The following is a 17,263-nucleotide window of genomic DNA, read 5'->3' on the forward strand; positions in this document are numbered from 1 at the left end:
CGGGTGTTGGTGGTTGTGATTTCTTCCCCGCCCGCGGCGGGGCGGGCGGCGGGGCGCGCGACCCCCCCCCCCGCCCCCCCCGGACCAGCCCTCACCAACCGAGAGAAGCCGCACATGCCGTGGTTCAAGATCGACGACGGGTTCCACTGCCACCCGAAGGTGTACGCAGCGGGCACCGCGGCGGTCGGGCTCTACGTCCGCTGCGGATCCTGGGCGGCACAGCAGACCACCGAGGGGATCGTCCCACGGGCGGTCGCCCGGCAGTACGGCACGCCCCGCATGATCAAGGCCCTCATCGACGCTGGCCTGTGGCACGACGCCAAGCACGACTGCGAGCCCTGCCGGAGCTGGCACCCCAGCATTCCTGCAGACGCGTTCCTGATCCACGAGTACCTCGGCTACAACCCGTCCAAGGAGTCGGTCGCCGCGGCCCGCGCGGCCAAGAACGAGCGCCAGAAGCGGTGGCGCGACGGACGCCGGAGGGACGCGTCCGACGCGAATTCGGAACGCAACTCGCATCAAGTTGACGCGAATTCGGAGCGAAACTCGAATCGATTTGACGACGAGTTGGCATCGAGTTGGCAGGCCGAGTCGGAGCAAACTCAGGACGGCCCGGACGAGAACGAGCACGTCAACGACGCCGCCGAAGCCAATGTAGACGCGTCTACGCGAGCACCTCACGCTCACTGCGGAGACGCTGCCCCCGTCCCAGCCCGCCCCGTCCCGTCCCAGGCTTCTCCTACGGAGAAGCCAGCTAGCAAGGCAGCCGGACCCCACGTCCCCGACTTCGCCCGCGACCTGGTCGAGCAGATGACCGCCGCCGGCATGGTCGTCGGCTGGCGCCTCGGCGAAACCGAATGGTTCGCCGTCCACGCCCACATCAAGCGCTGCGGCACCGACGCCCTCGTCGAATTCGCCCGACGCCGCTGGAACCCCGCCGACCCGCCGCAGACCGCGCGCTACCTCACCCGCATCTGGTCCGACCTCCCCGACATGCCCCAGCCCGGTGCCGGCCTCCCCGCCCTGCGAGCCGCGCCCGCACAGCCGTCCCGGCAGCAGCAGGAGACCGACAGCTGGTTCGACCGGGCCATGGCCCGTGCCCAGGCCAGCGACGCACAGCGCAAGGAGATTTCATGATCCGGCAGGAATGGGTCGTTCTCTTCCGGTACGTCCGGGCGATGTTCCCCCAGCAGAAGTTCGACGAGTACACCCCCGAAGCCTGGTACGACGTCCTCGGCCAGTACGACGCCCGCGAGGTGCGCGCGGCGATCGCCGCCTGCGCCGCCGAGAGCCCGTTCGTGTCTCCGGCCGAGATCGTCGCCGCCGTCCGCGCCCACCGGCAGGACGTCGACCGCGACCTCCAGGGCCCCGGCCAGTACGCCGCGGTCCCCGACGCCGACCCGGACGACGTCCCCGCCTACCTCGCGGCCGTGCGCGACCAGCGCTCCCGTGCGGCCCGTGGCGAACAGCTCACCGCCCGCCCGGTCCTGGCGATCGCCGCTGGCGTCGGCCAGGCGCTGCCCGGCGAGCTCGACAAGGTCCGCCGTCCCGGGGTCCTCGGCGTCCGCTGCGACACATGCCATGCCGCGGTCGGCCGCCGGTGCAAGACCCCGGGCAAGAAGCCGCGCGGGCCCCACGTTGCCCGCATCGACGCCTCCCGGGCCGCCTGATGGGCGCCCCCAGGCCCGCCGGCCTCCGCCGTCAGGCACCCGCCGAATGGGCCATCCCGTGCCCCGCGCCCAACTGCCTCGCCAAGGCCGGCGCCGCGTGCCGCACCGGCCGCGGCACCCGACCCGCCGGCGGCAGCCACCCCAGCCGCCTCGACGCCTGGCTCACCCAGCCACATGCCGCCTGACACCCCCGAAGGACACCGCCATGCAGCAGCCCCAGACCCTCGCCGAGCGCATCGAGCACGCCCTCCGCACCACGGCCCGCGCGGGCCACGTCGACGCCCGCGACGGCCTCTTCCCGGAAGCCGTGAACCGGCACCTCGGCGACGGACCCGGCGCCGGCCACCGCTACGACAGCTCCTGCGCCCTCTGCGCGGGCGACGTGTCAGCCCTGGCCGCGGCCCTCGAGGCCCTGGTGCAACCCGAACTCGACGAGGCCCGCGCCGAGATCGCCATCACGGTCACCGCCGCCGAGCGCGCCATCAAGGCCGAGGCGCAGGCCGTCCGCGACCTCGAAGCCGAGGTCGGCCGTCTGCGCGAGCAACTCGCCGCCCGCCGCGACCAGGTCCTCGTCATGGCCGCTCCCGCCATCCGCGAGACGCTGCTCCACGTCATCAGCTTCGCCGAGTGCTGCAACGAAGGCACCACACCCGACGAGCTCCTCGACGCCTACCGAGACCAGGTGCTCACCGAGGCCGCCGAGCTGGTCCTCGCCCAGCGCGCCGCCGTCTACAACGACGCCGGCCGGCGGACCGCCGAAGGCCTCGACCGGGCCCGGGACATCCTGCTCGACGCCCGCACAGGCCCGGCCCGCCAAGAGCCCGCCCCGGCCGCCGCCACCGCGCTCGGCGACTGGGCCGCCGACATGGACCGGGCCGGCCTCCAGCCCTACGACGGTGGATTCACCCTCGACGCCGACGGCACGCCGTTCGTCCGCCTGTACCTCGCGTTCGCCGACGGCGTGGAGGAGGACACCCGCGCCGGCTTCCTGATGCGCCTCGCACGCGCCGTCCTCAACGACGACGCGGCACGCCGCAGGCCCTGACCGCCCGCCACCATCCCGACCAGCCGAGGACCCGCCATGACCACCCAGCCAACGCCCGCAGAAGGGACCTGCGGCCGCTGCCAGCAGCGCCGCGTCGTCCACCCCGCCAAGCCCAACTGGGGCCACGTCCCCAAGCTGCTCTGCACCAGCTGCTGGCAGCGCTACGACGAAGCCCGCGCCAACGACGACTACGTCGACTGGAACGACGCGTTCGACAACGCCAGCGATGAGGAGATCGTCGCCCACCTCGCCACCGCGAAGGACTGACCGATGACCCAGCAGCCCCAGCCCCAGCCCCTCGCCGAGCGCATCGCCGCCGCCATCGGCGGCCACTCGGCCAACATCTCGAACGGCGACGGGACCGTCATCTGCAACTGCGGCACCACGGTGAAGGCCAACATGGAGGCATGGCGCGAGCACCGCGCCAGCACCGTCCTGGCGATCGTGCAGCCCGACCTCGACGAGCGCGACGCCGAGATCCGCCGGCTCACCGCCGAGCGTGACCTCCTCCGCGGCATGGCAGAACGCATCCCGGAAACGCACATGCAGTTCGGAGTGATCGCCCAGGACGGGGCGGTCGAGATGCAGCCGTGCGCGGACTGGTGCTGGGCCTGCAAGCTGGCCGCTGCCAAGGACGAGGCCGAACGCCTCCGCACCGAACTGGAGCTGGCCCGGCAGCAGATCGCCGCCATCGACGACGAGATCGAGGAGTTCGAGGCCGCCGCCCAGGGCGACCCGAACACCCCGGACGGCGTCCTGCTGATGATCCAGATCCTCCGCCGCATCCGCCCCGCCGCCGTGTCCGGGGACCGGTGGCCATGACCGCCACTCCGTCCGCCTGCCGGCACTGCGGCATCCCCGAGCGCGAGCACTGGCGCCGATGGAAGCCCGGGGTGGGCTGGCACGCGTACGAGCCGCCGACCGACGCGCAGATCCTCGCCCGCATGCGCGCACGCCGCACCAACGCCCCGACCGCCTGACCCTGGAGAGCACCGTGCACTGCCTGTCCTGCGAGCAGGAAACCAACGGCGAGTACCTCTGCGAGCCCTGCACCGGCCGCCTCGGCCAGCAGCTGGCCGACCTGCCGGCCCTTTACGGGGCGCTCGGCGCGTACCTGCGGCCGTCCTCCCAGACCACGGGCAGCATCGGCGGCGTCGGCACCGGCAGTCCGGCCCCGGACGCGCCGCTGCCGGTCCACGAGGGTGCCCTCGACCTGGTCGGCCCCGGCGGCATCGTCACCGCGCTGGAGGAGTGGCGCTTCGAGCTGTGCCAGGCCGCCGAGATCCGCTGGCCCGCCCCGTTCGGCGACTACCCGGGACGGCTGCGCCGGGCCGTTCAGGGCCTGCAGGACATGCTCTGGTACATCCACCGGGACTGGCCGCAGGCCGGCGACTTCTCGGCCGCGGTGCGGCAGATGCACGGCGCCGCCCGGTCGATCGTCGCCCCGCGGGAGCGGCCGCTTCGCGCCGGCACCTGCACCAAGGAGATCAGCGAGGGCGAGGCGTGCGGCGCCGTGCTCCTGGCCAAGCCCGGGCGGCCGGTGGTCTGCCGGTGGTGTCTGACGGAGTATCCGGCGTCCAGCTGGCTGGACTTGGCCGCAGAGAAGGCTGCCTGATGGTCCATCACTCTTGATATCTAGCCCCGGGTTAGATATTCTGAAGGGGATGGAAACGCCCACCTGGCGTGAGCAGGTGGCGGCCGAGGAAGAGCTGCTGGAACAGCTCAGCCAACAGGTCGTCGCCAGCTCGCAACGCCGATCAGCGGCCCTGGCCGCGGGAGTTGCCGAGCTCGGAAGCGTCTACGCAGTCGCCAAGGATCTCGGCCGCTCCTGGCAGGCCATCGACAAGGCCATCAAGAAGCACCGGCCGAAGATCAAAACCACATAGAACAGGGCCCGACCGGCTCCACCCGCGAGTGCTGGAACACCCGCGGCTTCACCGCCGGCCGGACCCCTCGACCACAGGAGATTGCACCTCCCATGGACACGCAGAACCTTAGCGCGCCCGGCGCGCCCCAGATCACGATGCCCGACCTCTGCCGTGACGACTACCGGCAGGACACCGACGGGCCCGTGCCCTTCGCGCCCTGGCGTGGCCCCGCCGCCACCGTCGGCCGGCCCCGGCCCGTCCCGCAGAAGCGGGCAGAAGCCTGATGGCCACCATCACCGTGCTGCACCACAGCGCCCCCGGCGCGCCGGCACGCATCGCCGCGATCGCCGACGAGGCCCGCGCGCTCGGCTACACGAACGTCGAGACCACGTACGAGCCGCACACCGGCAACCACGTCGTCACCGGCGACAGCCCCGAGCCCGACCAGGCCCCGACCGGCCGCTAGCCCCACCCACTCGGCGGAAGTGCCAGCGCCCCAGCGCCGTGGTCACCGCCGCACCACCGCCCGGGCCGACGTGAACACACCGACCGTCGGCCCGGGCCACCAACCCGCGCACCCTGAAGGGGACACCCATGTCCGCTCGCGCCCGCCTCACCAACGCCATCCGCGACTTCGCCGACTGGCTCGACGCCAACCCGCAGGTCGACGCGCCGCACGCCCCCCGGTTCCTGCTCCCGCTGCACACCAACCAGGCCGTCATCGACTTCGCCAACGAGCACGGCCTGGAGACCACCGCCGACGCCGAGGGCAACCTGTCCGCCGCCGTCACCTTCGGCCCTGTCGTCTACGAGGCCTACGGCTACGTCGACTTCGACACCCACCGCGACGCCTGCGACGAGCGCACCGCCCGCAGCTGGGCCGACCGCACCGGCATGCAGATCACCCCGCAGGTCTGATCCCCGACCGCCCGGGCCGAGGTGAAGACCTGCCCTCGGCCCGGGCCACCACACCCGGAGCACACACACCCATGAGCCTGCTCACGCGCAACGTCACGCGCACCCGCCTCACCCCGTTCGCCCCGTACCCGGGCGCTCCCGTCGAGCTCGTCGAGGAGGAGTACACCGTCACCGTCCCCCGCGACTGGGACCGCGCCGTCCTCGCCGGCGTCGCCGTCGGCACCGGCCTCCTCCTCACCCTCGCCGTCACCTGGTCCACCGCCAGCATCGGAGGCCTGCTCGCCCTCTCCGGCGTCGCCGCCGTCATCGCGTACGGCGTCGCCGCCCTGTTCGACACCGCGTGGATCATCTGCATGGCCCTCGAGTGGCTCGCCCGCCACGACCCCCGCAAGGCCAAAGCCCCGCGGATCGCAGGCTTCGTCGCCCTCGGCATCTCCATGGCCGCCATCGCCGCCGAGGCCGTCACCGTCACCGGCGGCAAGCGGGGCATCGCCGTCGGCATCATCGGCGCCGCCGTCTCCCTGATCGCCAAGGGCGTCTGGACTCTCGCCATCCGGCACACTGCCAAGCCGCTCTCTCCGATCGCGCAGCAGTACGTCGCCCGCCGCCAGGCCGCCGCTGGCGCCGAGCTCGCCCTCGCGGTCGTCGAGCGCCAGCTCGAGCGCTCCCGCGGACACCTCGCCGCCTACCGCGAGGCCTACGGCACCACCAGCACCGCGGCCGCCGGACAGCCTCACCCGGACCCGGACAAGCCGTCCGGACAGCCTGTCCGGGTGTCCGGCCCTGTCCGGACCGCTGTCCGGTCCTCGCTCGAAGCCACCCCCGACGCGCCCGCCGAGGACATCGACAGGCAGCCCGCCCGGATCGGCATCGACACCGCCGCGGCCGCTGTCCGGCCGCTGTCCGCACGCCCGTCGCCCGCTGTCCGCCCGCTGTCCGGACAGCACCCGGACAGCCAGGACAGCAGGCCAGGCACCGTGCTCGCACTCGCCCCGCACGCCCCCGACGACACCATCACGGACACCGTCCGGGCCGCTGTCCGGGTTATCGGACAGGACGTCGACGCTGTCCTGTCCGCTGTCCGACGCGTCCACGGACCCGACGTGAAGCGCGAAACCGTCCGCCGCCTCGTCGCCCGCGCCGCCGGTTGAAGGGACACCCGATGCTTCCCGCCTTCCTCGCGTGCACCGCCGCCCTCGCCTTCGCCGGCCTCTACCGCGTCGCCGACCACCCGGTCCGCCAGACGCTCCGCTTCGCCGGCATCACCGCCCTCTGGGTCACCTGCATCGTCCTGATCATCAACTGGAGCTGACCGCCATGCCGCCTTACGAGCCCGGCCCGCACGTCTGGCCGTTCGCGCTCCTGCTCCTCCTGATCTGCCTCCCCAAGAACGCCCGCCGCTGGCTCCTCCAGCGCCTGCAGTGGCTCGGCCTCGCCGTCGCGGTCCTCCTCCTGCTCCCGTACCTCCTCGGCTGAAAGGCCCCGCCATGAACCAGCAGCTCGCCACCGCCATCGACACCGCCGCCCGCCACCAGCTCGCCGCCCCCGAACAGGCCCCCGGCCTCCAGGTCAACGGCGCCATGGGCGGCGCCCTCATCATCGGCCTCATCCTCGCCACCGTCCTCATCACCAAGTGGAAGACCGGCAAGCTCAGCAACGACGAGAAGAAGACCGCCCTCGTCGCCGTCGTCATGACCATCTGCCTCGCCGGCGGCTCCGGAATCATCGGCGACCTCTTCACCACCGTGAAGTCCACCGCCGACCAGACCGGCAGCACCCTCACCCAGACGAGCGTCGGCAGGTGACGATCCAGCGCCGGGCCGCCGAGCGGCTCAGCAAGGGCTCGGCCGAGGTGGCCCGCCGCCTCGGCCGGCGCGCCACCAGCAGCGTCGGCACGGCCATCGTCGGGGGAGTGCTCGCCTGGAAGGGCGGCCCCGAACTCCTCGGCGCCGCCCACCAGCAGCCGCTCCTCGTCCCGGCCGCCGCCGGAGCCTGGTGCTGGGCCGCTTGGCGCGCCGGCGGCCCGGGGGCGCCCACCGAGGACGAGCAGGATCCGGCGGCCACCGAGGAGGACCAGGCCGCCACCGCAGCCGGCGAGTTCCTCGCCCAGCTCCACCAGCTCATGCCCGGCCGCGACGACCGCCTCCACCTCGCCCAGATCGCCCAGCACCTCCACGGCGACCCGGCCGCCACCGGGCCCGTCCGCGAGATGTGCGCCGCCGCCGGCATCACCATCGCCGCCGTCCGCGTGAAGGGCCGCGGCTCCTCCACCGGCATCTACCGGCGCGACCTCCCCCCGCTCCCCGACCCCTCTCGGCAGCCCCTCTCAGGTGTTGTTGCCGCAGGTCAGAGCCAGCAACAACAACACCAACAACGGATCGAGACCGGCGGTGGAGAGGGGTTCATCACCCTCCCCGACCCCGACGGCAACCCCCACCGAACCATCGTCCAGTGGACCAAGACCGACAGCTGAGGAGCCCGCCATGACCGACACCACCCGCTACCACTGGATCATCACCGCCGCCCACCAAGGCCGACAGGCCAGCGCCGAAGGCATCCTCGACCTCACCCCTGGCAGTAGCCGCCGCGACGCCTACACCATGATCTACAACCACATGGCCGAGCGGTTCGGCGCCGACGGAGTCCTCGTCCTGTTCTTCGACCTCCAGCCCGAGCAACTGCCGTAGTACCACCCGAACGCGTGCCCGCCCCGGCGTCCGCCCGGGCGGGCACACTGGTGCCCGTGCGCTACCTCTCGCTGCCACCCGGCCACCTCACCACCGCCCAAGCTGCCGAAGCCGCTGGCGTCACCCCTGCCGTCATCCGCTACTGGGTCCGCATCGGCCGCCTCACCCGATGCGGCGGCAGCCCCCGCTACCCGACCTTCCGCGTCCTCGACGTCGACGCAGCCAGAAAGGCAGCCGCGGCCGCGAAGGCCGCTTGACACAGGCCCTGACCAGGGCGCACGATCTTCCCAGATCCGCGTGCCCAAAAGCAGGCGGGTCGAGGTCAACGAGAGCCCCCGCGGCACGCCGCGGGGGCTCTCGGCATTCAGACCGCCGTGCGACCCGCTCCGGGGTAGCTCAGCCAGGACAGAGCAGCCGGCTCACCATCGGCGGACGCGGGTTCAAATCCCAGCCCTCTGCGGGCGCACGGCACATCAGGAGACCGCGGGCCAAGTCATTTCCCCTCGCCCCCCTCGCCATCCCGGGCAGCCTTGCGGAGAGCCTTCTCGGCCCCGCGCACCAGCTCCTGCCACCGGTCCATCCTTGCATCGAGCCAACAAAGGCCGACGATCGCAGCAATCAAAGCCACGAACGCGATGACATCACCAACGGTCACGACACCCCTCCCACGAAGCCGCCAGCGTAGAAGTGCACCGGCCAACAATCGGACCGTCGAGCCTCGTTGTGCGCCAACCGCAACCAACTATGGAAGGTCTCGTGCCCAGACGTCGAGCACTCACCATCTGCACCGTGCCCGGCTGCCCCGAGTACACCGAGGCCGGCAGGTGCGATGACCACCGCCGCGAAGCCGACGCCCGCCGCGGCACCGCCCGACAGCGCGGCTACGGCCGGGCGCACGAGCAGCGCTTCCGCGCCGGCGTCCTCGCCCGAGACCCCGTCTGCGTCCTCTGCAGCCAGGCACCCAGCCTCCACGCCGACCACCACCCGCTCAGCAGACGCGAGCTCGTCGAGGCCGGCCACGACCCCGACGACCCACGCCACGGCCGCGGACTCTGCCCGTCCTGCCACAGCAGCGAGACCGCACGCCACCAGCCCGGAGGATGGAACGGATGAGCCCGACCCCACGCGAGAGCTCTCAGGCCAACCTCGAAGCCGCTCTGCGTCGGATCCGCCAGCCCTACGACAGGCCACCGACCGACCTGGACATGCCCTCCCTGGCCTACGCGCAGGTCGCCGCCACTGTGGCCGCGGCCCAGGCCCTCATGGACGTCGCCGACGCCATCCGGTCGCTTGTGCCCGCCCCCGCGCCCGATCCAGGCCCGCAGGCCCACGAAGCCGACATCTGGGAGAGCGGCGACGGCGAGTGGAACGTCTCGTGCAACGACTGCGATGCATCCGCTCTGGACATGGGCAGCGAGCACGACTGCGAGGTCTGGGCGGAGAACCACGCTGCGGAAGCGGAGCGCGAGGAAGCGCTCCCGTTGGACGCTGAGGTCGACGGCAGGAGCTACAGCCTCGACGACCCGGACAAGGTCCACCGGGACATGGCCATCGACCCGGCCCGAACCATCCGGACCCTGGCCAAGACACCCGCCGTCTGGCAGGCCCACGTTGACTGCCCGACCTGTGAGGAAGTCTGCGAGAGCGCACGCAACCGATCCGGGAGACGAAGCGGATGAGCGCTCGCCGGTGGTGGTTCACCTACGACCCGCTGGCTGGGTCCGTCACCCGCGTGCTCCTTCACGTCCTCGCTGATCCTCGCGACGCTGCCTTCGCGCTGCCTCGCCGACTGGCCTGCCGCCTCGGCCGACACAACGTCACCTGCCCGGGCAACCTGGCCTGTCCTCTGCAGAGACGAGGCGCACGCTCATGACGATGATCTCGAAGCGGACCAGCAGGAGCGCGGAAGGCTGGCTGAGCGTGGTCGAGGAGCACATCACCACCGAGGCCGAGCTCAGGGCCCTGGCGGAGGTCAGGACCGGGGCCCTGGCGGCCTGCCAGCACCCCCGCTTGATCGACATCACGGCCGTGGTCCTCGACCTCACCCCTACGGCGGTGTGCACAGGCTGTGGACAGTGCCTGGGCACGGACGCCTTCGGCCGGTGGGTGATCACGGAGGGCGCCCCCATCACGGAGGGTGATCGGATCCCTGGGGGGTGACCCCCTTGATCATCCCGACGGGGACCGCCGGGGAGGTAGTTCGCGGTGTGTACGGGTCTGGGGGTTCCCCGGCGGCTATTTCAGTGACTCAGCGTAGTGCCCCGCCGGGCCGCAACGGCCCGGCACCGACGTGCCGCAACGGCACACGGAGGTGACCCCATGGCCGGTGTCGGCCCTGTTCCGAAGGATCCGTCCCAGCGGCGCCGGCGCAACGCCGACCCGGCCGCCGGCGCGGTGCTCCCCACCACCGGGCCCGAGGGCCCGACGCCCGCGCTGCCCGGCGGGCACGACTACGACAGCCGCACCCTGGCCTGGTACGAGACCTGGAGGTCCTCGCCGCAGGCCGCGATGTTCCTGGCCACGGACTGGCAGCGGCTGCACATGCTTGCCCAGCTCGTTGAGCAGTACTGGGCCGAGCCGAAGAAGGAGCTGCTCTCCGAGATCCGCCTCAACGAGGCGGCCATCGGCGGCACCGCGGCGGACCGGGCCCGGCTCCGCTGGACCGTCGCCGAGCCCGACGAGGGCCCCCGGGGCCGCCGCGCCTCCTCACTGAGCAAGGGGGCAGCCAACCGGCGGGACCGGGTGCTGCGGGTGGTCGATGGCCAGGCGGAAGGCTGAGCCGGAGCGGTTCGCCTCGCTGGGCTTCGCCGCGGTCGAGTGGATCGAGTACTACCTCTGCCACGGCCCCGGCGATGTCCAGGGGCAGCCGCTCGTCATCGATGACGAGATGGCCGCCTTCATCGTCAAGGCCTACCAGCTCGACCCTGTCACCGGCCGGCGGAAGGTGAACCGGGCGTTCCTGTCCCGCCCGAAGGGCCGCGCCAAGAGCGAGCTGGCCGGTGCACTGGTGTGCTTCGAGGCGCTCGGCCCGTGCCGCTTCGACGGCTGGGACGCCGACGGGGAGCCGGTCGGCCGCGAGCAGACCTACCCGTTCATCCGGTGCCTGGCCACCGAAGAGAACCAGTCCGGGAACACGTACGACAACGTCACCGCGATGCTGGAGCACCTGGTCGAGAACTTCGGGGACGAGTTCCCGGGCATCGACCTCGGGCGCAACGCCCAGACCTCCACGCGGATCTTCATCGAGGGCGGCGGAGAGATCGTCCCATCGACGTCGTCCGGCGCCGCGAAGGACGGCGGCAAAGAGACCTTCGCCGTCTTCGACGAGACGCACCTGTACGTGCTGCCCGAGCTGCGGGCGATGCACAAGACGGTGCGGCGCAACCTGGTGAAGCGCCGCCAGGCGGAGCCGTGGTCGCTGGAGACGTCCACCATGTACGCGGTCGGCGAGAAGTCCGTCGCCGAGGCCACCCACGAGTACGCGCAGGCGGTCAAGGCCGGCCGCGTGCGCGACGGCGGCCTGCTGGTCGACCACCGGCAGGGCCCGCACGTCGAGGACCTGATGGACGACGCCCAGCTGCTGCCCGCCCTGGAGTACGTCTACGGCGACGCCGCGGGGTGGATGGACCTGGAGCGCATCGCGGCGGACATGCGCGAGCCGGACACCGACCCGGCGGACGCCCGCCGCTACTTCCTCAACCAGCCCGGCACCGCCTCCGCCCGGGCGTTCGACGCCGGCCGGTGGACAGAGCTTGCCGACACCGGCTTCGTCGCGCCCGCCAAGGACCTGATCGTCGTCGGCTTCGACGGCGCGAAGTGGCGGGACTCCACCGTGCTGGTCGGCACGCACATCGACTCCGGGCACCAGTGGGTGCTCGGCGCGTGGGAGTGCCCCGTGCGCGAGGACGAGGCCAAGGACTGGGAAGTCCCGGACGCCGAGGTCGACGCCGCCCTGGAGGCCGCGTTCGACCAGTGGAAGGTCATCCGGGTCTACGCGGACCCGCCGTACTGGGAGGACCGCGTCGCGGCCTGGCAGGGCCGATGGGGCGAGCGGCTCGTCACCCCGTGGTACACCCACCGGCCCCGCCAGATGGCGTTCGCCCTCCGCGGCTACCGCGCGGCGCAGACCGACGGGACTCTGCAGCACGACGGTGACGACCTGCTGTACCGACACATCGCCAACTCGGTGAAGCGCGACGCCCGTGTACGGGACGACGACGGCAAGCCGATGTGGACGATCCAGAAGGACCGCCACGACTCCCCGCGGAAGATCGACGGCGCCATGGCCGGTTGCCTGGCCTGGGAGGCCCGGCGCGACGCCATTGCCGCCGGCCAGGCCCGGCCCCGGCGCAAGTCCAAGATGCTGATCATGAGATGAGGTGGCCCGTTGGCGCGCACCGAGCTGGAGTGGATCGCCCACCTGATCAAGTGCCACGACTCCGAGCTGCGGCATCTCAAGGAGCTCGACGCCTACTACGAGGGCGAGCAGGCCCTGTCGTACATGGCGCCCGAGCTGCTGGCCGAGCTGGACGAGCGGGTGCGCCAGGTGGTCATCAACTGGCCGCAGCTGGTCGCCGACAGCGTAGAGGAGCGCCTGGACGTCGAGGGGTTCCGCTACACCGATCAGCCGTCCGCCGATGCCGACCTGTGGGCGATCTGGCAGGCCAACGACCTGGACGAGCAGTCACAGCAGGGCCACCTCGACGCTCTGGTGATGCGCCGCGCTTACGCCATCGCCGGGGCGGGGGACGACCGGCGGTTCCCGCTCATCACGGTCGAGTCGGCGCTGGACGTCTACGCCGAGTTCGACCCGCGGAGCCGGAAGGTCGCGGCGGCCGTCAAGCGTTGGTGCGAGGAGGACGAGCAGGGCCGCAAGGTCGAGCACGCCACTCTCTACCTGCCGGATGCCACCAGTTGGTGGATCAAGCAGGAGGGCGTCTGGGTCCCGGACCCGGCCGACGGCCGTGGGCGGGACGAACACGGCCTGGGCGTCGTGCCGGTCGTGGTCATCGCCAACCGGGCCCGGCTCAAGCGGCCGGGCGGCGAGAGCGAGTTCAAGAGCGTGATCCCGCTCTCGGACGCCGCGTGCAAGATCGCCACCGACATGATGGTCAGCGCCGAGTACCACGCCACCCCGCGCCGGGTCGCGTTCGGCTTCGGCGAGGAGGACTTCCAGGACGAGCAGGGCCGCCGGGTCTCCGCGTTCTCACGGATCATCGGCCGGATGTGGGCGACCGAGAAGAACCGGAAGGAGGACGGCGCGGACGTCGTCCAGTTCGACGAGGCGTCCCTGTCGAACTTCCACGAGACGCTCAACCAGCTCGCCAAGCTGGTCGCCTCCCTGGCCGGCCTGCCGCCGCACTTTCTCGGCTTCTCCTCGGACAACCCGGCGTCCGCCGAGGGCATCAAGTCGGCCGAGGCTCGCCTGGTGAAGCGCGCGGAGCGTCGCCAGAGGGCCTGGGGCGGAGCGTGGGAGCAGGTCATGCGCCTGGCCCTGCGGATCCGTGACGGGCACTGGTCGGAGGAGGCCCGATCGCTGGAGACCGTGTGGCGGGACGCGTCCACGCCGACCATGGCGCAGGCCGCGGACGCCGCGGTCAAGAAATACACGGCGAAGATCACCCCGTTGCGGCAGACCCGCGAGGACCTCGGCTACACCGCGGCGCAGATCGCCCGCATGGAGCAGGAGGACCACGAGGCCGCCCAGGACGCGATGCAGCGGCTCCTGACCGGCGACTTCGCGGCGCTGGCCTCCGGCGTGAAGCCAGGGCCCAGCGGGCCGCCGGAGGGGGAGCCCGAGCCGGTCCCCGCCGGCGGCTGACGTGCCGTCCGCCGAGGACATCGCCCGGGCCTACTACCTGCGCCAGGCGACGATCGGGCGCCGGGTCGCCGACCGCGTCCAGGCCCTGTGGTGGAGCCTGGAGCTGGCCGACCTCACCGGCTCCTGGAACGCCTCCGTCGGCCCGGCCGTCCTGGCGACGGTCACGGCCGGGCAGCTGGCCGCCGCAGCACCGGCGGACGCCTACGTGCGGGCCGTCGTGGCCGCCTCGGGCGCCGATCCGGACCCGGCGGGCACCCTGCGGACGGCCGCGTTCGCCGGCATCGCCGCGGACGGCCGCGACCTGGACACGCTGCTGTACCTGCCGGTCATCACGACCAAGCAGGGCATCGGCGCGGGCCTGGCCGACCAGGACGCCATGACGGCCGGGCTGCAGCAGCTCCTGACGATGGCCACCTCGGAGGTCGCCGACGCCGGCCGGGCCGCGGCCGGCACCTCGATCACCGCGGACCGGGCCGTGCGCGGCTACATCCGGGTACTGTCCCCGCCGTCGTGCGCGCGCTGCGTCGTCCTCGCGGGTAAGGAGTACGGCTGGAACAAGGGCTTCCAGCGGCACCCGCACTGCGACTGCGTCCACATGCCCGTCACCCGCTACCGGCACGGCCACCCGGCCATGGACCCGGGCGACTACTTCCGCAGCCTCTCCCGGGCCGAGCAGGACCGCGTCTTCACCATCGCTGGCGCCCGGGCGATCCGGGACGGCGCGGACATCGGACAGGTCGTCAACGCCCGCCGCGGCATGTACACCATCACCTCCGGCTCCGGCGGCCGCCGCCTGCTCGCGACGCACGAAGGCATGACCAAACGCGGCCTCGCCTACAAGCGCCTCAAGCGGCTGGAGGCCGAGGGCCGGGCCCCCGCCCGGGCCCGGCTGATGCCGGAGGCGATCTACCAGCTGGCATCCGACCGGGACGAGGCGATCCGCCTCCTGCACCGGTACGGCTACCTCTACTGACCGGGCCCGCCGCAACGGCCGGCCCCAACTTCCGCAACGGGAGACACCGATGCACAACCGTCCCACCTGGTTCGACCTCGCCCGCCACGACGAGCCGACCGATCCACCCGCCCCGCAGGGCGGCGACCCCGACCCGGGCAAGCCGGACGACGGGGACGGCCTCGGCGACAAGGGCAAGCAGGCCCTGGACCGGATGAAGGCCGAACGCGCCGAGGCCAAGCGCCTGGCCGCCGCCGAGAAGCAGCGCGCGGACGAGCTCGCCGCCAAGGTCGCCGCGTTCGAGGACCGCGACAAGACCGACCTGGAGCGCGCGACCGCTGCCAGCGAGGCCGCGCAGAAGCAGGCCCAGGCCGCCACCGCCCGCGCGGTGCGCGCCGAGGTCAAGGCGCTCGCCGCCGAGGGCTTCGCCGACCCGACGGACGCTGCCGCGTTCCTCGACCTGTCCTCCTACGCGGATGCGGCCGGCGAGATCGACACCGCCAAGATCGCCACCGACCTCGCCGACCTCCTCAAGAACAAGCCGCACCTGGCCCGCCCGGCCGACGGCCCGCGCGGTCCCCGGCCCGACCCCGGGCAGGGCGCCCGCCCGCCGGCGCCGCCGACCGACTACCGCACCGCCGACCGCGCCACCTTCGATGCCGAGCTCGCCCGCATGGGCGTGCGCCTGCACCGGTGATCCGGGTCCGGGCCCTGCTCGGCGACGGCCGCACCTCGATCGAGGTGACCGGCCATGAGGAGCACGCCGAGGGCGGGCGGGTCTGCGCGGCCGCCAGCGCCATCACACAAACCGCCTTGCTCGGCCTCCAGATGATCGCCGAGCAGTACCCGGACAGCCTGTCCGTCGAGATCACCCAGGAGTAGCCATGACCCGCACCCTGACCGCGGCCCGCGGTTGGTTCGACCTCTCCCGGCACGCTGTTCGCCCGCAGCTGCCCGCCGCGATCCAGGCGATCATGCAGAACGGCATGCTGGAGCGCACCTTCCGCGAGGCACTCATTCCGGCGTTCCTGTACCCGCAGATCGCCGACTCCGAGCCGTGGCAGGGCGGCCTCGGCGACACCAAGACGATGACCCGCAACGGCCTGCTCGCCCCGTCGACCACGCCGATCACCGGCTCGGATACCTCGCCGGCGACCTACAACATCGAGCAGTGGTCCGTCACCATGGACCAGTACGGCCTCGCCGTGGACACGAACATGCTGTACAGCGCCATGACGCTGGCGAACAAGTTCCTCAACGACGTCGCGCGCCTGGGCATCAACGCCGGCCAGTCCCTCAACCAGATCGCCCGGAACAAGCTCTACGGCGCGTACGCGGGCGGCCGGACCTGGTGCACCACCGCGGGCGGCTCGGACACCTCGCTGGTCGTGCAGTCGGTCGCCGGCTTCGCCAACGTGATGGTGAACGGCGTCCCGACCCCCGTCTCGGGTGCGAACCCGCTCAACGTCACCATCGCCGGCGTCGCGAACACGGTGACCGGCGTCAACACGGGCACCAACACCCTCACCCTGGGCACCGCCCGCGCCGACGTCGTCGGCGACGCCGTCATCGCGGCGAACGCCCCGGTGACCATCCGCCCGGCCGGTAACACCGCCTACGACCTCACCGGCTCGAACACCGTGACGTTCGCGCACTTCCGCTCCGCGGTCGCCCGCCTGCGCAAGATGAACGTGCCGGCCATGGGCGGCTACTACACCGCCCACATCGACGCTGACACCGAGGCGGAGCTGTTCGGCGACAGCGACTTCAAGCAGGCCCTTCAGGGCCGCGTCGACTCGCCGATCTACCGCGACCTGTCCATCGGCCGGTTCGCCGGCATCGACTGGGTCCGCAACACCGAGAGCCCGACCGTCCTCGGCGGCTCCTCGGGCAACGTCACCGTCCACCGGCCGATCGTCCTCGGCGCGTCCGCCCTCGCCGCGGCTCCGTTCGAGGGCATCGGCACGCTCCTGGCCGGCACCGGCGTCGAGGACGAGCCGGACATCCGCATGGTCGAGGCCGCCCCCGGCACCGACGTCGCGCTGATCGTCCGCCCGCCGCAGGACCGCCTCCAGCAGGTCATCTCGACCTCCTGGTCGTGGGTCGGCGACTACGGCGTCCCCAGCGACTCCCTGACCGGCGACGCCGCCCTGTACAAGCGCGGCGTGGTCATCGAGCACGCCTGAGCCCGCCCGGGCCGGGCGCACCCCCCGCCCCGCCCCCCCCCCCACCCGCGGGCCCCCATCGAGCCCCCGCCCCCGCCCCCGGCACCCGCGCCCGGTGGCGTTGTGACAAAAACGCG

Annotated in this window: 29 protein-coding genes; 28 read left to right on the forward strand and 1 reads right to left on the reverse strand. The window is 72.4% G+C overall.

Features of this window, described 5'->3' with window-relative positions; genetic code table 11:
- The first annotated feature begins 114 nt into the window (after positions 1 to 114).
- The 18 genes from ACFV0G_RS09120 to ACFV0G_RS09205 all read left to right on the forward strand — a co-directional run bounded on the left by ACFV0G_RS09120 (position 115) and on the right by ACFV0G_RS09205 (position 8,445).
- On the forward strand, positions 115 to 1,137 hold the full coding sequence (locus ACFV0G_RS09120; protein ID WP_380544073.1) for a hypothetical protein: 1,023 nt from the start codon (positions 115 to 117) through the stop codon (positions 1,135 to 1,137).
- The gene (locus ACFV0G_RS09125) at positions 1,134 to 1,670 is read left to right on the forward strand and encodes a hypothetical protein (protein WP_380544076.1); all 537 of its coding nucleotides are present in this window, start codon (positions 1,134 to 1,136) and stop codon (positions 1,668 to 1,670) included. The genes ACFV0G_RS09120 and ACFV0G_RS09125 overlap by 4 nt, the downstream gene beginning before the upstream one ends.
- Before the next feature lie 205 nt (positions 1,671 to 1,875).
- The gene (locus ACFV0G_RS09130) at positions 1,876 to 2,715 is read left to right on the forward strand and encodes a hypothetical protein (RefSeq protein WP_380544079.1); all 840 of its coding nucleotides are present in this window, start codon (positions 1,876 to 1,878) and stop codon (positions 2,713 to 2,715) included.
- Positions 2,716 to 2,751: 36 nt separating this feature from the next.
- Positions 2,752 to 2,982 (forward strand): hypothetical protein, encoded by a 231-nt coding sequence (locus ACFV0G_RS09135; RefSeq protein ID WP_380544082.1) that lies wholly within the window; start codon positions 2,752 to 2,754, stop codon positions 2,980 to 2,982.
- Positions 2,983 to 2,985: 3 nt separating this feature from the next.
- A complete protein-coding gene (locus ACFV0G_RS09140; RefSeq protein ID WP_380544085.1) occupies positions 2,986 to 3,537 on the forward strand; it encodes a hypothetical protein in 552 nt (183 codons plus the stop codon).
- Positions 3,534 to 3,695, forward strand: coding sequence for a hypothetical protein (locus ACFV0G_RS09145; protein WP_380544088.1), 162 nt, complete (start codon positions 3,534 to 3,536; stop codon positions 3,693 to 3,695). The genes ACFV0G_RS09140 and ACFV0G_RS09145 overlap by 4 nt, the downstream gene beginning before the upstream one ends.
- A 14-nt stretch (positions 3,696 to 3,709) precedes the next feature.
- Positions 3,710 to 4,330 carry a hypothetical protein gene (locus tag ACFV0G_RS09150; RefSeq protein WP_380544091.1) on the forward strand — a complete coding sequence of 207 codons (621 nt, stop codon included), beginning with the start codon at positions 3,710 to 3,712 and terminating at the stop codon, positions 4,328 to 4,330.
- Between the two features lie 49 nt (positions 4,331 to 4,379).
- Positions 4,380 to 4,601, forward strand: a complete 222-nt coding sequence (locus ACFV0G_RS09155; RefSeq protein WP_380544094.1) for a hypothetical protein — start codon at positions 4,380 to 4,382, stop codon at positions 4,599 to 4,601.
- Between the two features lie 92 nt (positions 4,602 to 4,693).
- Complete coding sequence (locus tag ACFV0G_RS09160) at positions 4,694 to 4,867, forward strand: hypothetical protein (RefSeq protein ID WP_380544097.1); 174 nt, start codon at positions 4,694 to 4,696, stop codon at positions 4,865 to 4,867.
- The gene (locus tag ACFV0G_RS09165; RefSeq protein ID WP_380544100.1) at positions 4,867 to 5,049 is read left to right on the forward strand and encodes a hypothetical protein; all 183 of its coding nucleotides are present in this window, start codon (positions 4,867 to 4,869) and stop codon (positions 5,047 to 5,049) included. Before ACFV0G_RS09160 ends, ACFV0G_RS09165 begins: the two co-directional genes overlap by 1 nt.
- 128 nt (positions 5,050 to 5,177) lie before the next feature.
- Entirely contained in the window at positions 5,178 to 5,501 is a 324-nt protein-coding gene (locus tag ACFV0G_RS09170; protein ID WP_380544103.1) for a hypothetical protein, read from the forward strand.
- Between the two features lie 71 nt (positions 5,502 to 5,572).
- Positions 5,573 to 6,652, forward strand: a complete 1,080-nt coding sequence (locus ACFV0G_RS09175) for a hypothetical protein (protein ID WP_380544106.1) — start codon at positions 5,573 to 5,575, stop codon at positions 6,650 to 6,652.
- An 11-nt stretch (positions 6,653 to 6,663) separates the two neighbouring features.
- Positions 6,664 to 6,813 carry a hypothetical protein gene (locus ACFV0G_RS09180; protein WP_380544109.1) on the forward strand — a complete coding sequence of 50 codons (150 nt, stop codon included), beginning with the start codon at positions 6,664 to 6,666 and terminating at the stop codon, positions 6,811 to 6,813.
- A gap of 5 nt (positions 6,814 to 6,818) precedes the next feature.
- Positions 6,819 to 6,977 carry a hypothetical protein gene (locus ACFV0G_RS09185; protein ID WP_380544112.1) on the forward strand — a complete coding sequence of 53 codons (159 nt, stop codon included), beginning with the start codon at positions 6,819 to 6,821 and terminating at the stop codon, positions 6,975 to 6,977.
- Between the two features lie 11 nt (positions 6,978 to 6,988).
- The gene (locus ACFV0G_RS09190; RefSeq protein ID WP_380544115.1) at positions 6,989 to 7,306 is read left to right on the forward strand and encodes a hypothetical protein; all 318 of its coding nucleotides are present in this window, start codon (positions 6,989 to 6,991) and stop codon (positions 7,304 to 7,306) included.
- Positions 7,303 to 7,974 (forward strand): hypothetical protein, encoded by a 672-nt coding sequence (locus ACFV0G_RS09195; protein WP_380544118.1) that lies wholly within the window; start codon positions 7,303 to 7,305, stop codon positions 7,972 to 7,974. The genes ACFV0G_RS09190 and ACFV0G_RS09195 overlap by 4 nt, the downstream gene beginning before the upstream one ends.
- 10 nt (positions 7,975 to 7,984) lie before the next feature.
- Complete coding sequence (locus ACFV0G_RS09200; RefSeq protein ID WP_380544121.1) at positions 7,985 to 8,188, forward strand: hypothetical protein; 204 nt, start codon at positions 7,985 to 7,987, stop codon at positions 8,186 to 8,188.
- Positions 8,189 to 8,244: 56 nt separating this feature from the next.
- Positions 8,245 to 8,445 carry a MerR family DNA-binding transcriptional regulator gene (locus tag ACFV0G_RS09205; RefSeq protein WP_380544124.1) on the forward strand — a complete coding sequence of 67 codons (201 nt, stop codon included), beginning with the start codon at positions 8,245 to 8,247 and terminating at the stop codon, positions 8,443 to 8,445.
- Positions 8,446 to 8,681: 236 nt separating this feature from the next.
- Here the strand turns inward: ACFV0G_RS09205 and ACFV0G_RS09210 are convergent, their stop codons facing one another.
- Positions 8,682 to 8,843 carry a hypothetical protein gene (locus ACFV0G_RS09210; protein ID WP_380544127.1) on the reverse strand — a complete coding sequence of 54 codons (162 nt, stop codon included), beginning with the start codon at positions 8,841 to 8,843 and terminating at the stop codon, positions 8,682 to 8,684.
- Positions 8,844 to 8,944: 101 nt separating this feature from the next.
- Between ACFV0G_RS09210 and ACFV0G_RS09215 the strand changes: the two genes are divergently transcribed.
- From ACFV0G_RS09215 to ACFV0G_RS09260, 10 genes are all read left to right on the forward strand, one after another.
- Positions 8,945 to 9,301: a holin gene (locus ACFV0G_RS09215; RefSeq protein ID WP_380544130.1), complete on the forward strand. Its 357-nt coding sequence runs from the start codon at positions 8,945 to 8,947 to the stop codon at positions 9,299 to 9,301.
- Entirely contained in the window at positions 9,298 to 9,867 is a 570-nt protein-coding gene (locus ACFV0G_RS09220) for a hypothetical protein (RefSeq protein WP_380544133.1), read from the forward strand. The genes ACFV0G_RS09215 and ACFV0G_RS09220 overlap by 4 nt, the downstream gene beginning before the upstream one ends.
- A 190-nt stretch (positions 9,868 to 10,057) precedes the next feature.
- Positions 10,058 to 10,348, forward strand: a complete 291-nt coding sequence (locus ACFV0G_RS09225; RefSeq protein ID WP_380544136.1) for a hypothetical protein — start codon at positions 10,058 to 10,060, stop codon at positions 10,346 to 10,348.
- A 159-nt stretch (positions 10,349 to 10,507) separates the two neighbouring features.
- A complete protein-coding gene (locus tag ACFV0G_RS09230) occupies positions 10,508 to 10,966 on the forward strand; it encodes a hypothetical protein (protein WP_380544139.1) in 459 nt (152 codons plus the stop codon).
- Positions 10,947 to 12,566 carry a terminase gene (locus ACFV0G_RS09235; RefSeq protein WP_380544142.1) on the forward strand — a complete coding sequence of 540 codons (1,620 nt, stop codon included), beginning with the start codon at positions 10,947 to 10,949 and terminating at the stop codon, positions 12,564 to 12,566. The genes ACFV0G_RS09230 and ACFV0G_RS09235 overlap by 20 nt, the downstream gene beginning before the upstream one ends.
- A 9-nt stretch (positions 12,567 to 12,575) precedes the next feature.
- Positions 12,576 to 14,009: a phage portal protein gene (locus ACFV0G_RS09240; protein ID WP_380544145.1), complete on the forward strand. Its 1,434-nt coding sequence runs from the start codon at positions 12,576 to 12,578 to the stop codon at positions 14,007 to 14,009.
- A 1-nt stretch (position 14,010) separates the two neighbouring features.
- Positions 14,011 to 14,982, forward strand: a complete 972-nt coding sequence (locus ACFV0G_RS09245; RefSeq protein WP_380544148.1) for a hypothetical protein — start codon at positions 14,011 to 14,013, stop codon at positions 14,980 to 14,982.
- 49 nt (positions 14,983 to 15,031) lie between these two features.
- The gene (locus ACFV0G_RS09250; RefSeq protein WP_380544151.1) at positions 15,032 to 15,658 is read left to right on the forward strand and encodes a hypothetical protein; all 627 of its coding nucleotides are present in this window, start codon (positions 15,032 to 15,034) and stop codon (positions 15,656 to 15,658) included.
- Positions 15,655 to 15,843: a ribosomal-processing cysteine protease Prp gene (locus tag ACFV0G_RS09255; RefSeq protein ID WP_380544154.1), complete on the forward strand. Its 189-nt coding sequence runs from the start codon at positions 15,655 to 15,657 to the stop codon at positions 15,841 to 15,843. The genes ACFV0G_RS09250 and ACFV0G_RS09255 overlap by 4 nt, the downstream gene beginning before the upstream one ends.
- 2 nt (positions 15,844 to 15,845) lie before the next feature.
- Positions 15,846 to 17,147 (forward strand): hypothetical protein, encoded by a 1,302-nt coding sequence (locus ACFV0G_RS09260; protein WP_380544157.1) that lies wholly within the window; start codon positions 15,846 to 15,848, stop codon positions 17,145 to 17,147.
- Positions 17,148 to 17,263: the final 116 nt, after the last annotated feature.

It is taken from the genome of Kitasatospora sp. NPDC059571 (assembly GCF_042735675.1).
In the GTDB taxonomy this organism is placed as follows: Bacteria; Actinomycetota; Actinomycetes; order Streptomycetales; family Streptomycetaceae; genus Kitasatospora.